At 38.3% G+C, this 14,410-nt stretch carries 13 protein-coding genes and 1 riboswitch; of the genes, 9 read left to right on the top strand and 4 right to left on the bottom strand.

Annotated elements, in window-relative coordinates:
- Positions 1-328 precede the first annotated feature (328 nt).
- From HNQ94_RS10825 to HNQ94_RS10810, 4 genes are all read right to left on the bottom strand, one after another.
- Complete coding sequence (locus HNQ94_RS10825; protein ID WP_174495903.1) at positions 329-1,441, bottom strand: alpha-hydroxy-acid oxidizing protein; 1,113 nt, start codon at positions 1,439-1,441, stop codon at positions 329-331.
- Between the two features lie 10 nt (positions 1,442-1,451).
- Positions 1,452-2,123, bottom strand: a complete 672-nt coding sequence (locus HNQ94_RS10820; protein ID WP_174495904.1) for a methionine ABC transporter permease — start codon at positions 2,121-2,123, stop codon at positions 1,452-1,454.
- Positions 2,098-3,135, bottom strand: a complete 1,038-nt coding sequence (locus HNQ94_RS10815) for a methionine ABC transporter ATP-binding protein (RefSeq protein ID WP_174495905.1) — start codon at positions 3,133-3,135, stop codon at positions 2,098-2,100. Before HNQ94_RS10815 ends, HNQ94_RS10820 begins: the two co-directional genes overlap by 26 nt.
- A 69-nt stretch (positions 3,136-3,204) precedes the next feature.
- Positions 3,205-4,014 carry a MetQ/NlpA family ABC transporter substrate-binding protein gene (locus tag HNQ94_RS10810; protein ID WP_174495906.1) on the bottom strand — a complete coding sequence of 270 codons (810 nt, stop codon included), beginning with the start codon at positions 4,012-4,014 and terminating at the stop codon, positions 3,205-3,207.
- 202 nt (positions 4,015-4,216) lie between these two features.
- Positions 4,217-4,332, bottom strand: a riboswitch (SAM riboswitch).
- 593 nt (positions 4,333-4,925) lie between these two features.
- On the opposite strand from HNQ94_RS10810, the gene HNQ94_RS10805 reads away from it, so the two are divergent.
- The 9 genes from HNQ94_RS10805 (at position 4,926) to HNQ94_RS10770 (ending at position 14,246) form a co-directional block, all read left to right on the top strand.
- Positions 4,926-5,438, top strand: coding sequence for a helix-turn-helix domain-containing protein (locus HNQ94_RS10805; protein WP_246199970.1), 513 nt, complete (start codon positions 4,926-4,928; stop codon positions 5,436-5,438).
- A 38-nt stretch (positions 5,439-5,476) separates the two neighbouring features.
- Entirely contained in the window at positions 5,477-6,466 is a 990-nt protein-coding gene (locus tag HNQ94_RS19645) for an ABC transporter ATP-binding protein (protein WP_174495907.1), read from the top strand.
- A gap of 30 nt (positions 6,467-6,496) precedes the next feature.
- Positions 6,497-7,516 carry an ABC transporter ATP-binding protein gene (locus HNQ94_RS19640; protein WP_246199971.1) on the top strand — a complete coding sequence of 340 codons (1,020 nt, stop codon included), beginning with the start codon at positions 6,497-6,499 and terminating at the stop codon, positions 7,514-7,516.
- 67 nt (positions 7,517-7,583) lie between these two features.
- Positions 7,584-8,795 carry a dipeptidase gene (locus HNQ94_RS10795; protein WP_174495909.1) on the top strand — a complete coding sequence of 404 codons (1,212 nt, stop codon included), beginning with the start codon at positions 7,584-7,586 and terminating at the stop codon, positions 8,793-8,795.
- Positions 8,796-8,953: 158 nt separating this feature from the next.
- Complete coding sequence (locus tag HNQ94_RS10790) at positions 8,954-10,585, top strand: ABC transporter substrate-binding protein (RefSeq protein WP_174495910.1); 1,632 nt, start codon at positions 8,954-8,956, stop codon at positions 10,583-10,585.
- A gap of 88 nt (positions 10,586-10,673) precedes the next feature.
- On the top strand, positions 10,674-11,612 hold the full coding sequence (locus HNQ94_RS10785) for an ABC transporter permease (RefSeq protein ID WP_174495911.1): 939 nt from the start codon (positions 10,674-10,676) through the stop codon (positions 11,610-11,612).
- Between the two features lie 13 nt (positions 11,613-11,625).
- Positions 11,626-12,513 carry an ABC transporter permease gene (locus HNQ94_RS10780; RefSeq protein WP_174495912.1) on the top strand — a complete coding sequence of 296 codons (888 nt, stop codon included), beginning with the start codon at positions 11,626-11,628 and terminating at the stop codon, positions 12,511-12,513.
- A 17-nt stretch (positions 12,514-12,530) separates the two neighbouring features.
- Entirely contained in the window at positions 12,531-13,397 is an 867-nt protein-coding gene (locus HNQ94_RS10775) for an alpha/beta fold hydrolase (RefSeq protein ID WP_174495913.1), read from the top strand.
- An 18-nt stretch (positions 13,398-13,415) separates the two neighbouring features.
- Positions 13,416-14,246 carry an alpha/beta fold hydrolase gene (locus HNQ94_RS10770; RefSeq protein ID WP_174495914.1) on the top strand — a complete coding sequence of 277 codons (831 nt, stop codon included), beginning with the start codon at positions 13,416-13,418 and terminating at the stop codon, positions 14,244-14,246.
- The last annotated feature ends 164 nt before the right edge of the window (positions 14,247-14,410 follow it).

The raw sequence follows: 14,410 nt of genomic DNA, 5'->3' as shown, positions 1-14,410 counted from the left end.
AATTCCTCTTTTCATTGTTTTTCGTGGTTGAAAACATTGTTGACAAAAAGGAATAAAATGACTCTTCTTTTTTACACAATTATAAGGACTTAATCGGTATGTGTAGGGAATTAAAGGTTCGGTTGAATTAATTGAAGGTTTTCGTGGAATTATTAAAAGACATAATGGAATTTATTATCAACTCATCATCGATAATGGAAGGTTGAAGCGGATTATTCTTATTTTGATCAGTTTTTATGCTATAGGACCTTCCGACTGATAGGTGAAAGATAGCTGTTTCATATAAAAAAGCTAGATTGCTTCTCATACAATCTAGCTTTAACAATATCTAAACCTTAACAACTAATGAAGAATCCAATTCAGATATTCTAGATTTTCCTGCTGTTGCTAGTGAAACATCGACATCATTCAAAAAATGTTCAAGTACTTCCTCAACTCCAGCTTGGCCATTGATTGCAAGGCCATACACATATGGCCGACCTAATAAAACAGCATCTGCCCCTAATGCATAAGCTTTTATCACATCTGGACCACGACGAATGCCGCTGTCAAACAGCACGGGAATTTTACCGCTGACCTCCTGTACGATATTAGGAAGTGCATCTAAAGAGGAGAGGACTCCATCGAGCTGTCTTCCTCCGTGGTTGGATACGATAATTCCATCAGCTCCGTAATCGACTGCTTGTATTGCGTCGTTTGGATGTAATACTCCTTTAAGGATAATTGGTAGCTTTGTATGTTTGCGAATAAAAGCTAAGTCTTTCCAAGAGAGCTTCGGATGGAAGACTATTTTTAACAATTCCTCGATTGCACTAGCCTTATTTACTTCGGGTGATTCTTTTAGTCGTGACCGGAATACGGGGTCTGCAAAGTAGTTGGCGGAGCCGTATCCTGCACGTAAAGGAAAGTATTGATTGGTTAAGTCAGCTTCCCGATAGCCTAAAATCGGTGTGTCAATGGTAACGACTATTGCGGAATAGCCAGCTTTTTCTGCTCGTTTCACAAGACTTGCTGTTAATTCTTGATCGCTACTCCAATATAATTGAAACCATCTCGGCGTATCACCAAGTTCATCCGCAATCTCTTCTAGTGAAAAAGTAGAGACTGTACTGACAATGTATGGTACCTGCTTTTCTTTTGCGGCTCTTGCAACCGCAAGCTCCCCATCTGGATGGGCTGCACCTAAATGACCAACTGGTGCCAAAAGGAAGGGTGTTTTATACGTTTCATCTAAAAGGGAAATGGATAAATTCCGTTCCGAGACGTCATTCAAAAATTGCGGCTTGATTTTCCATTTTTTAAAAGCTTGCTCATTGTCCTTTAACGTTTCTTCGTTTCCAGACCCACTCTGTATATACGTGAATACCTCGTGGGATAACGTACCTTTGGCATGCTTTTCTAAATCACTATAATGATAGATTGGTTTATTGTTGTTTGGCATGAATTCACCTCTAATCCTTCTTCAGTCTAGCTGCTACCACGTTTCCGATTGATTGAAGACCTTGGACGAGTATAATCAAAATACCGACAGTTACGTACATAACAGTAGGTTCATAGCGTAAGTGTCCGAAGCGGTATGCAAGGTCACCAAGCCCACCTGCACCGACTAAACCAGCCATCGCTGTTGCACCGATCAATCCGATTGTTGCAATGGTTAGGCCTAGGACGATGGAAGGTCTCGCTTCTCTAACCATAACATTCCAAATAATATCCTTCGTTTTAATGCCCATTGCTTCGTATGCCTCTAATACACCACGGTCCACTTCAAGTAAGGAGTTTTCCATTAGACGTGCAATATATGGAGCGGTAAATACGACAAGTGGTACGATTACCCCTAGAACGCCGATTGTTGTTCCTACAATTAGCTTCGTAAATGGTAGAATGAAAAATAGTAAAATGATAAAAGGGATAGAGCGGATAATATTAATGACGACATTTAAAAAGCCAAAAAGATATTTGTTTTCTAAACTTTTACCTGGTCTCGTTAATACGAGTAGGACACCTAGTGGCAATCCAATCACAATAGAGATAATTAAGGAAATGGATACCATTTGAAAGGTTTGGATAATGGCTTCCCATATATACTCTCCCCATTCATCAAGAAATCCGTTTATTATTTCCATGCTTTATCACCTCATCTGTTTGAATTCCTTGATTTTGTAAATAATGAATGGCTTTTTGTACTTCATTTTCTTCCCCTTTAAAGTGGACAAGCAAGCTACCGAAAGGCTGACTCTTCAGTTGCGTAATATTTCCGGACAAAATATTTGGATAAACATCGAATTTTTTCGCTACAACAGCAAGTGCTGGCTCCTGGGATGAATGGTCAATGAATTTCAGCGAAATGATTTCACCCGTATTTCTCAATGTATCAATCAGATCATTTGAAAGCTGGTGATTAAAGATGCTATTAACGAATTTTTGTGTTGTAAGGTGTTTTGGTGAAGTGAATACGTCAAGGGTAGTTCCTTGTTCAACAATTTCCCCATTTTCCATTACAGCAACTCCATCACAAATGCGTTGAATAACATGCATCTCATGTGTGATTAACAATATCGTAATGCCTAATTCCTGATTAATTTTTAAAAGTAAGTCAAGAATGGCATCCGTCGTATCAGGGTCTAATGCACTTGTTGCTTCATCACTCAGCAATACTTCTGGCTCATGAGCAAGTGCTCTTGCGATTGCCACACGCTGTTTTTGCCCACCTGATAATTGTGCTGGGTAAGCATCCACTTTATCTGCCAGACCGACTATGTTCAAATAACGATTAACTCGTTCATCAATTTCTTCTTTTGGTACTCCGGTAAGTTTCAATGGGATGGCAATGTTATCATAAACCGTTGCCGTTTTCAGCAAATTAAACCCCTGAAAGATCATCCCAATTTTTCTTCTAGCCTTCAATAATTCCCCCTTAGAAAGCGAGGTAATATCCGTTCCATCTATACTAACTGTACCTGAAGTCGGTTTTTCCAATAAATTCACACTACGAATTAATGTACTTTTCCCGGCACCACTATAACCAATAACGCCAAAAATTTCTCCCTTTTTCACCTCGAGAGAAACATCCCTTAACGCTTCAATAGTTCCTTTTTTCGCTTGAAACGTTTTAGATAGATTACTAATTTTTATCATGGCAAAATCTCCTTTCTGCTAAAAATAGAAGAAAAGAGCCGCAAGTAGCGACTCACATTCTATTTTTTATTACCAAGATGTCACGACAGATCCCTCGAAATTGTTTTCAACGAATTCCTTTACTTCATCTGAATGATAAGCTTTGATTAGTTTATCTAAAACAGCATCATCTTTGTTTTCAGCGCGAACAGCAATGAGGTTAACCCATGGTGAATCTTTAGGTTCGATAAAAATAGAATCTTCTGTTGGAACATATCCAGCTTCCATTGCGTAGTTCGTGTTAATCGCAGCAGCTGTAAGTTCTCCAAGCTGACGTGGAATTTGTGCTGCTTCTAGTTCGATAAACTCTAGACCAAGTTTATTATCTTCAATGTCTTTTACCGAAGCTGTCACTCCAGCTCCTTCCTTTAACGTAATGAGTCCTGCTTGCTCAAACAAGATAAGTGCACGTGCACCATTTGTAGGGTCGTTCGGAAGACCTACTTTATCGCCTTCTTTTAATTCACTCACATCGGAAATATCTTCAGAATAAATACCCATTGGGAAGTTAACCGTTGTAGCAACCTCTACTAGATTTAAATCACGGTCTTCGTTCATTTGGTCCAAGAAAGGCTTATGTTGGTAGCTGTTAACATCAAGATCTCCCTCAGCTAAAGCTGTGTTCGGTGTAACATAGTCACTAATTACTTCAATTTCAATTTCCAAACCATCTTTAGCAGCAATCTCTTTCACTTTTTCCATAATTTCTTCATGCGGTCCGGCTGTAACACCAATTTTTAATTTGTCTTCGCTTAATGCTTGTGTTTCCTCATCAGCACCACAAGCTGTAATCACTGCTAATAAAAGAATACTTGCTAAAAGAATACCTAATTTTTTCATTTTTCTTCTCTCCTTAGATGTTTTAATTTTTTTCTATAAAATATTATTTTTAACAATAAATACCTTAACTTTGCCTACATGATGTATGTAGTTCATTGACCATTCTGTATTTTCTCTGGCAAAAACACCCCTTCCAATCTTTGAAAACTAAAAAACCTCTCCATAACAATGGAGAGGTTAAATAAACATAATCATTCGACCTCTCTCATCTTTCAAAACAAATAAATTTGTTTTGCTGGAATTAGCACCTTTTCTTACAGTTGTAAGAACGGTTGCCGGGCTTCATCGGGCCAGTCCCTCTGCCTCTCTTGATAAGAGATAATTTTACTATTTAATTAATTAAAGCACAGTCGCTTTAAAAGATTAATGTTATTGTATTAGAGAATTTTCAACGTGTCAACAGTAAAAATAAATGGTTGCGCTTACAAATAAAATGGCTTTGTAAATTTCACTAATTTTGATTTTCTCCCGTCTAGAACTTTCTCTAAGCAACGAGGGAAAAGTAAAACATCATAGTGTCAAAATAGGTGATTCACATAGTAAGGTTAAATGAAAGATTGATAAAAAATACGCACGATTTTTTTAAAAAATTGTAAACACTTTCATCCAAGCCCCCGTTAAAATCAGTCATTTTTAAGAAGCAGCTACTAGAAAATTAATTTGTAAAAATTATCTGAATTGTGTAGACAATAAAAAACCGTGTGCTATAATATTAGAAAATTTCATATTTTTAGTAGCAGCATAATTTTATACTATTAGTAAAATATACCAAATGCTGAATGGAGGTTTTTTATTTTTCATTTTGACTGAATAAATATACTTTAATATGTAACTTTTATTCAAAGTAGTACCATTCGCTAAAGGGGAAAGTAGGTGTTTTTCTGAAAGAAGTTTATGAGCGAATAAAGATAATGCGTAAACAGAAGAACATGACATTACAAGATTTAAGTGATGTAACAGGGTTATCTGTTGGATTCATTTCGCAGGTGGAAAGAGGTGCATCAAATCTAGCTATAAGTTCCTTGAAAAAAATAGCTGATGCATTTGAGGTAAACATTTCTGAGTTTTTTGAAGATCGAAATGGGTATACGTATGTGACTCGTAAAGATGAACAACAAGTATTCCAAGTGAATGGATTAGATACCCTTTATGCAAATTTAGGGGGGAACTTTGATAAAAGAGTTTTGGCTCCTTATATTTTAATCCTTGAACCAAGTCAGAAGAAGAAGGATTCGTTTAAATTTTCTGGGGAAGAGTTTTATTACGTTATAAAAGGAGCAGTAAAATTCACGATTGATAACAAAGAGTATGAGATTTATGAAGGTGATTCGATTCATTTTCCTTCTCACCTTGAGCACTTTGGGGAAAATATTTCTGAAGAGGAAACACACTTATTAGGGGTTATAACTCCTGTAGTGTTTTAACATGCTATACAAATTTTTATTTAAAGGGGGTGAGGACAATGAAGGAGCTACTGCAGGTTAAAAATTTAAGTGTGGAATTCCAATCAGACGCGGGAAAGATTCGGGCTATAGATGATGTTTCTTTCAACGTAAAACCAGGTGAAACTGTTTGTATAGTTGGTGAGTCTGGTAGTGGAAAAAGTGTTACTAGTCTATCCGTGATGAGGTTATTGGAATATGAAAATGGTTCTATAGCTGGTGGAGAAGTACTTTTTGAAAACGAGGACTTGGTAACAAAATCACAAGAAGAAATGAGAAAAATAAGGGGTAATGATATTTCCATCATATTCCAGGAACCGATGACTGCTTTGAACCCGGTATTTACCATTGGCCGGCAGCTAATCGAAGGGATTCAGCAGCATCAAGATGTTTCGAAAAAAGAGGCTTGGGATCGAGCTTGTGAGTTATTAAGGTTAGTTGGATTGAATGACGTCCCTGTCCGAATGAAGCAGTATCCACATGAGCTATCTGGTGGGATGAGACAAAGGGTAATGATTGCCATTGCTTTAGCTGGTAATCCGAAATTGTTAATTGCGGATGAGCCAACTACAGCATTGGATGTTACGATTGAAACCCAAATTTTAAATCTACTAAACGAATTGAAAGAAAAAATCAACATGTCCATTATCCTTATCACCCATGACATGGGAGTTGCAGCAGAGGTAGCCGATAAAATCGTGGTTATGTATGCGGGGAAAATTGTAGAACAAGGCACAGTCTACCAAATTTTCGATGAACCAACGCATCCATATACGAAAGGATTGCTTCAGTCGATTCCTTCAGATACTGATAAAAAAGATCGTTTATATTCAATCAAAGGTACGATTCCAAGTTTAAATGATTTGCCACAAGGATGTAGATTCCATCCTCGATGTGAATTTGCAACAGATAAATGCTTACAGAGTGAACCACCATTACTCCAAGAGAATGATAGGGAAGTTGCTTGCTGGAACTTCAAGGAGGTTTTAAAAGAGAAAGTGAAATTATAACTTTCTCAAATGCTGGAAGGAGGCGAGACAGTGACGACAAAGGAAGAAACAGTTCATCAGGATCAACATCCACTAGAGAAATCAAATATTTTAATAGAAGCAAAAAACCTTAAAAAGTACTTCCCGGTAAAAGGAGGGATGTTTAATAGGCAAAAAAGCTTCGTAAAAGCAGTAGATGATATTTCCTTAAAGATTTATGAGGGGGAAACATTTTCACTCGTAGGTGAGTCTGGATCAGGGAAGTCTACACTAGGACGAGCACTACTGAGATTGCAAGAACCAACGGATGGCTCCATCTTTTTTGAAGGACAAGATATAACATCACTCAAAAAAGAGGAAATGCGTAAAATTCGGCACAATATGCAGGTCATCTATCAGGATCCATTTGGTTCGTTAAATCCAAGAATGAAAGTTACAGAATTAATTGGAGAACCATTTCGGATTAATAAAATAGCATCAGGTAAGGAATTGGAGAAACGAGTAATTGAATTGATGGAGCTAGTAGGACTAGATCCTTCGAGGAGAAATCGTTATCCACATGAATTCTCAGGTGGCCAAAGGCAAAGAATCGGAATCGCAAGGGCAATTGCGTTAAATCCAAAATTCATTTTGGCAGATGAAGCGGTCTCCGCGTTGGATGTTTCGGTTCAGGCACAGGTTATAAACTTAATGAAAGATTTGCAAAGAGATTTAGGACTAACCTACTTATTTATCGCACATGGTTTGAATGTGGTAAGACACATATCTGATCGTGTCGGGGTAATGTATTTAGGACACTTGGTTGAGGTGGGGGAAGTTGAAGAGTTGTATAAGCGGCCGGCACACCCTTATACATCGGCACTAATATCAACAAACCCAACCCCAAATCCAAGAGCAAAAAGAGAGAAAGTAATTTTAAAAGGAGAAATCCCGTCTCCATCTAATCCACCAAGTGGTTGTAGGTTTCACACGCGCTGTCCTTTGGCAACGGACCGCTGTAAAACCGAGGCACCAAAGCTAGTTCCTATTTCCGAGGAACGCTCTGTTGCGTGCCATTATCCACTTGTGTAGCGCTTACTTTCTTTTTAAATTCTAGCATAATTTACAAAAAATTCAATCAATAAAGGAGTTTTTATATATGGTAAAGCCTAAAGTAAAAGACTATGACGGTTATAAATCGTTTCAATATTTAGAAGCAAATAAGGACTATAAAGATTATAAGTTAGCAAAAGAAATCGGCCGTGTAGAGCCGTTTGTTTATCCGGTAAGTGAAGAAGAAGAAGAGCAGGTTCAGCAAATTTTGCAGGAAGATTTGATTATTTCTTTGCACGAACATACTTTTGTGACACCTGAAAATGTTGATGAGATCATGGAATTTAGACGTCAAGGTAGAGACTGGACAGGCTATGAAGGTTTAAGTGTTTCAGGACTAGATGTTATATTTGAAAACTATATGGATGGCACAGCATTTATTACATCTAATGCTGGTTGGAAATGGAACGATGTTATTCATGACTTAGGGATTCGTTATAGTGACTTTGCTCATCAAGATATGGTCATTAAAGCGGAATCAATTGAAGATATTTACCGTGCGAAGCGAGAAAACAAAATTGCATTTGTTACTTCCCTAGAATCTGCAACGCAAATTGAAAATGAAATCGATCGTGTAGATGTACTATATGGTCTAGGTGTTCGTGTAATGGGTATTGCTTACTCAGAAGCAAACTCCCTTGGTTCTGGTTTAAGAGAGAAAAATGACAGTGGATTAACTGTTTTTGGTCACAAAGTAGTAGAAAGAATGAACAAGCTTGGAATGACAATTGATGTTTCTCACTGTGGTGATCAAACAACAAGAGATGTTATCGAAGCTAGCTCTAAACCTATTTTCATGACACACGTTGGAGCTCGTGCTCTTTGGAATATTAGCCGCTTAAAGCCAGACGATTGCTTAATTGCATGTGCTGAAAAAGGTGGGGTAATTGGAATTGAAGCTGCACCACATACAACATTAACAGAACAACATAAAGACCATTCCATCGAGTCCGTAATGGAGCATTTTGAATACACAGCGAACTTAGTAGGAATCGACCACGTAGCATTCGGTTTAGATACACTATTCGGTGACCACGTCGGCTTACACCATGCATTCGTAGAAGCTTTATCAATCGGCTCATCTCACGCAGGCGTATCCTTCGATGAAGTGCCATACGTAAAAGGTGTAGAAAACCCATCCGAAGCATACTTAAACGTTGTTCGTTGGTTAGTGAAACATGGTTATAGCCGCGAAGACATCCGAAAAGTAATGGGTGGAAATATTATGCGTGTATTGAAAGAAACTTGGGTTAAATAATTTTTTTACTGAAGGTCTTGGGTTTTAGTTTAGTGCAGATTAAAAAAGTTTAACGCACTTAGCAGTTGATATTACACGAAAACTCCAGCGGAAAGTGAAGTGTATATCAACTGAGGCCCTAGTTAAAACAAAATAAAAATGGGATGAGGTTGTAACAAATGAAAAAATATCTATTTATAATGATGGCTTTTCTATTAACTGTCTTAGTAGCTTGTTCCGATGATAGTGCAAGCAATGATACAGATCAAAACACAGATTCAGAAGATTCTAGTGAATCTACTGAACCAAAACAAGGTGGAAATGTAAATATTCCAATCGTTGGGGATCCAATATTCAACCCTTGGCATCCAAACGCATATGCAGAATCCAATATCGTTAACCGTGTACTTTTTCAAGGTTTAACGAAGCCTGGACTAGACAACTTGCCAGCACCAAGTCTAGCAGAAGATTGGACTCCATCAGAGGATGGACTAGTTTGGACATTTAACTTAAAAGAAGGCGTAAAGTGGCATGATGGTGTTGAATTTACAGCTGACGATGTTGCCTTCACTTTTAATGATTTAGTACTAAATGCATCTTTAGGTTCAAATGGAGCTTCTAACTATAAAGCGGTTAAAGAAGTTGTTGTGGTTGATCCACATACAGTAGAGTTTCACTTAGATCGTCCGTTTGCCTCTTTGCCAGCATACTTAGCTTTCAATTCTGAAATATTACCAGCACATAAGTTTGAAGGGGTAGAAAATCCTTGGGAGTATACAGAATTTAACAAAGAAGCACCTGTTGGTACAGGAGCATTCCAATTTGATACGTATACTTCTGGACAAAGCTTAACACTTAAGCGTTTTGATGATTATCATAATGGAGCAGCTAACATAGAAACGGTAACATTTAAAATTTTACCTGATGTAAATACGCAAATTGCACAAGTATTGAGTAACGAATTAGATGCATTTGCTTTAGAAGATACTTCTTCATTAAAGCGTTTAGAGAGTGCGGATAATCTTGAAATTGTAACATCTGATACAACTAGATATTTCTGGATTGCGACAGATCTTACAAATCCTCTTTTCCAAGATGTAAAAGTAAGACAAGCAATGCTTCATGCAATCGATCGTCAAGCAATCATTGATTCTGTCTTGAGTGGATATGGAACAATTGCGAATTCAGCTATAACACCTGACCAAGAGGGATATTTTAAAGAAGATTTACCAACATATGAATACAATGTTGACAAAGCAAAAGCGTTGTTGAAAGAAGCTGGATGGGAAGATACAAACGGTGATGGCATCTTAGACAAAGACGGAAAAGATTTCTCATTCGAGTTTGATATCGCTCTTCAAGGTGACTTAGAGCAAATGGCAGTATTGGTTCAACAGTATTTAATCGAAGTAGGCTTTGATGTAAAACTTAATACGCTTGAATGGAATGCAATGATTCAAAAGAACATTATTGAACGTGACTTTGATATGATCTTGAACTGGTGGGCTTACCCAACAGATCCAGATGTTCTTGCACAATATCACTCTTCCAACGCGGGAACTGGTAACAACATTCCTGGCTATCAAAATGAAGAGCTAGATGCATTGCTTGAACAAGGTCAATCTGTAGGAGACCCAGCTGAGCGTAAAGAAATTTATGACCAAGTGCAAGTTCATATGGCAGAAAATCTACCATACTTGTATCTGTGGTACCCTCAAGCATTAAGTGTGCGTAGTGATAGATTGCAAAATGTACCAGACTTACACTTCGGAGGCACATTGCACTATATCAACGAATGGTGGGTTAAGTAAGGTTTAAATTTCGGAGGGACCGTCCGTTAGGGTAAAGTCCCTCCCTTCTTTTTCGAATTTTTTATGGTAATGGAGAGGAGGATTCTACATGTTGCAATTTGTAATTAGACGTTTTGGTCAAAGTATTGTATTAGTTCTAATCGTCACCATTATTACCTTCTTCTTAATGAATTTAGCTCCTGGTGGCCCTTCCTCCATGATGAGAATGGATGCAACAGAAGCCGAAAGAGAAGCTATCGCGGAACAACTCGGTTTAAATGATCCGGTTATTGTGCGCTATGGAAGCTGGTTAATTAATGCTTTTCAGGGGGATTTAGGTCTTTCCTTATCAAGTGGTCAACCAGTTCTAGATCGTATTGTGGAGCGGTTTCCACATACATTTAACCTAGCAATTTGGACTGTTTTCTTCTCGGTTATTATCGGAATTGTGTTGGGGATTATTTCCGCTAAGAATCGAAACACATGGAAGGATCACCTGATTAATTTTGGTAGTGTAATAGGTTTATCGGTTCCTTCTTTCTGGTTAGCCATTATGTTTATTTTGCTATTTTCGGTTAACCTACAATGGCTTCCGTCTTCTCTTGTTACAGGGGATAGCATTTGGGATACGATCAAAATGTATATTATGCCAGTTCTGATTCTATCTACGGCTACTTTGCCGACAATTGTTCGATTTACGAGGTCCTCTATGCTCGAAGTTGTATCGCAAAATTATGTGCGAACAGCTCGTGCGAAAGGATTAAAGGAAAGAACGGTTGTTTATTCCCATGCATTACGTAATGCGTTAATTCCAGTTATCTCTATCATTGGTGTACTGATTCCGAGAATGTTAAGTGGGACAGTAATTGTAGAGTCTGTATTTGGATGGCCTGGTATGGGACGTTTAATTGTAGAGGCAGCCCAAGCCCGTGACTATAATCTTGTAATGGGTGTAACGGTTGTGGTAACGATTCTAGTCGTTTTAAGTAATTTTATAGTAGATATTATTTATTCAAAAGTTGATCCTCGAGTGAAAAATATAGGGTAATGGAGGTGTTTTCATGAACCAAGTAGCAGAAGCAAAACAAGAAATACCCGCAAGTCCTAAAGCTCGATCAAACGGATTCTTTCGTCGACTTGCTAAAAATAGAATGGCCTTCGCTGCGTTTCTGTTTTTAGTTGTTATTCATATTGTTGTATTTCTTGGACCTCTTATCTGGAACGTGAGTCCGGAAAAAGTTGATCCAATCAATGCGCTTGCGGGGTGGTCATTGGAACACCCCATGGGCACAGATGATGTAGGTAGAGATGTATTAAGTAGAATGCTTGCAGGTGGCCAAATTACCCTACTAGTAGGTTTTTGCTCGATGTTTTTTACGGTACTAATTGGGGGAATTATCGGAGCAGCAGCAGGATATTTTGGTGGTTGGATTGATACAATTTTAATGCGTTTTACAGAAGCAATGATGTCCATTCCGAACTTCTTCCTTGCACTAGTAGCCCTAACGGTATTAGGAAAAAGTCCGATGATGGTTATCCTTGTTATCGCCTTCACTTCTTGGATGGAAATCGCAAGGGTTGTGTATGGAGAAACACTGAAATGGAAGGAAAGTGAGTTTGTAGAAGCGTCGATTTCGATGGGATCAAAGTCGATGCGCACGCTACGAAAGCACGTCGTTCCACAGATTATTCCTTCTATTATTGTATCTAGTACTTTAGGTATTGCATGGGCGATTTTAAGTGAAAGTGCGATTAGTTATCTTGGCTTAGGTATCCAGCCTCCAACAGCAACGTGGGGGAATATGTTACAAGGTGCACAGCAATATATTTGGACATCCCCAATTTTAGGGATATTACCAGGAGTTGCGATTACATTAGTCGTGCTAGCGTACAACTTTTTAGGTGACGGTTTACGAGATTTACTTGATCCAAAATATCAGAAAAAGTAAATGGAGGAGGTTTTTCAATGCAAGCAGCAATAAACGGATGTGACATATATTATGAAGTTATCGGTGAAGCAGCAGGGAAAGACGCGATCTTTTTTATCCATGGTGGACCAGGGTTAGGGGATTGCCGTGGGGATGTGTTGACTTTTTCAGATTTACAGGATGAATATCAGCTAGTTTTTATTGATATGCGTGGTTCTGGCCGTTCTGCGGATGTACCGCCATATACACATAAGCAATGGGTAGATGACATTGATGCACTTAGAGAACATCTAGGTTTGGACAAAATTATATTACATGGTGCTTCTTATGGTGGGTTTATTGTGCAAGAGTATGTTCTTGCTTATCCGGAAAATACGAAAGCTATTTTGCTGAATGTAACGGCTCCGGATAATGACCATCACTTTAAAGCAATAGACAATGCGCTACAGAGTGATAAAACAGAAATTGATAAAGATAGCTTAATTCGTTTATTTGACGGAAAAGTAGAGTCAAATGACGATTTCAAAAAATTGTATGGAGACATTTTGCCTTTATATACGATGAAGCAAGATGTGGAGGCACAGAAAGCGAAGTTAGATAGCATTTATTTTCATTATGCAACTCATAATGAGGCGTTTCATTCGAATTTAACAAGCTTTGATTTAAAGGAGCGTTTACAAGAGGTGACTGTTCCGGCAATGGTTACAGCTGGAAAGCATGACTGGATTATCCCACCAAATTATTCCAAGCAGATTGCGGACAGAATTCCAGGTGCTACTTTTGTTTTATTTGAAAACTATGGTCATTCTTTAGTTCGTGAGCAAGGAGATGTATATAAGCAGCTTCTACGCGACTTTTTAAACGGGAAAATTACAGAAGAATTTGTATCAGTTGACGTTAATTAACTCGAAGGAGGCTACTTCATGTACGCGACATTAAATGGATGCAAAATTTACTACGAGGTTCATGGTAAGGATGATGGGGAGACGATTTTTTTCATTCACGGTGGACCTGGGATGAGCGACAGTAGGGGGGACACGAAAACCTTTGCTGCATTAGGGGATAAGTATCGATTAGTTTTCCTTGATAATCGTGGATCTGGGCGCTCCGAGGAAGTACCGCCTTATACACATGAACAGTGGACAAGTGATATTGATGCGTTGCGTGAGCACTTGGGTGTAGAACAAATACATGTACTGGGTGGAAGCTATGGTGGATTTTTAACGTTGGAATATGTTTTGCGTTTTCCAGAGCGTGTGAAGTCCATCATGCTTCGTGACACCGCGCCGAATAATAAAAATAGTGACTTGTCTAAACAGAAAGCATTAGATAGCAAGTTGCCGGGAATTAATGAGGAAATGCTGGACCGTTTATTTGGAGGGAAAGTTCGTTCGAATGAAGAATTTCGGGATATGATTAAAGCAATTCTTCCATTATATACGGTGGAGTTTGATGAAGAAGTTGCGGAGAAGCAATTGAATAACATTTATTTCCGTTATGAGACCCATAACTATGCATTCAGTGTTAATAAGCAAAGCTATGATATCACAGATAGGCTAAAAGAAATTCAATGCCCAGCGTTAGTGACAGTAGGTATTCATGACTGGGTAACACCTGTTGAATGCTCTGAAGAATTAGCGGCTGGTATACCAAATAACCGCTACGTGAAGTTTGAAAATAGTGGGCATTCTCCACATATTGAAGAAAACGAAAAATACTTAGAATTAGTCCGAGACTTTCTGGCAGCAGTGTAATGGTGGTGCCTGTCACCACCCGAATTTTCTTGTTTCACACTTTATGTTAATGACCTTCCTTTAGGAAAGTATATAAATAGACCATTTTGTTATATGATGCCGAATTAGGTCGGTATCATATTTTTTTTGAGGTAGGTCTGTTTGGGGAGGTGCCTGTCACTTGT

It is taken from the genome of Salirhabdus euzebyi, from assembly GCF_014207435.1.
GTDB lineage: Bacteria > Bacillota > Bacilli > Bacillales > Alkalibacillaceae > Salirhabdus > Salirhabdus euzebyi.
The sequence above is the reverse complement of the archived record's forward strand: the minus strand, read 5'-3'. Positions and strand labels throughout refer to the sequence as shown.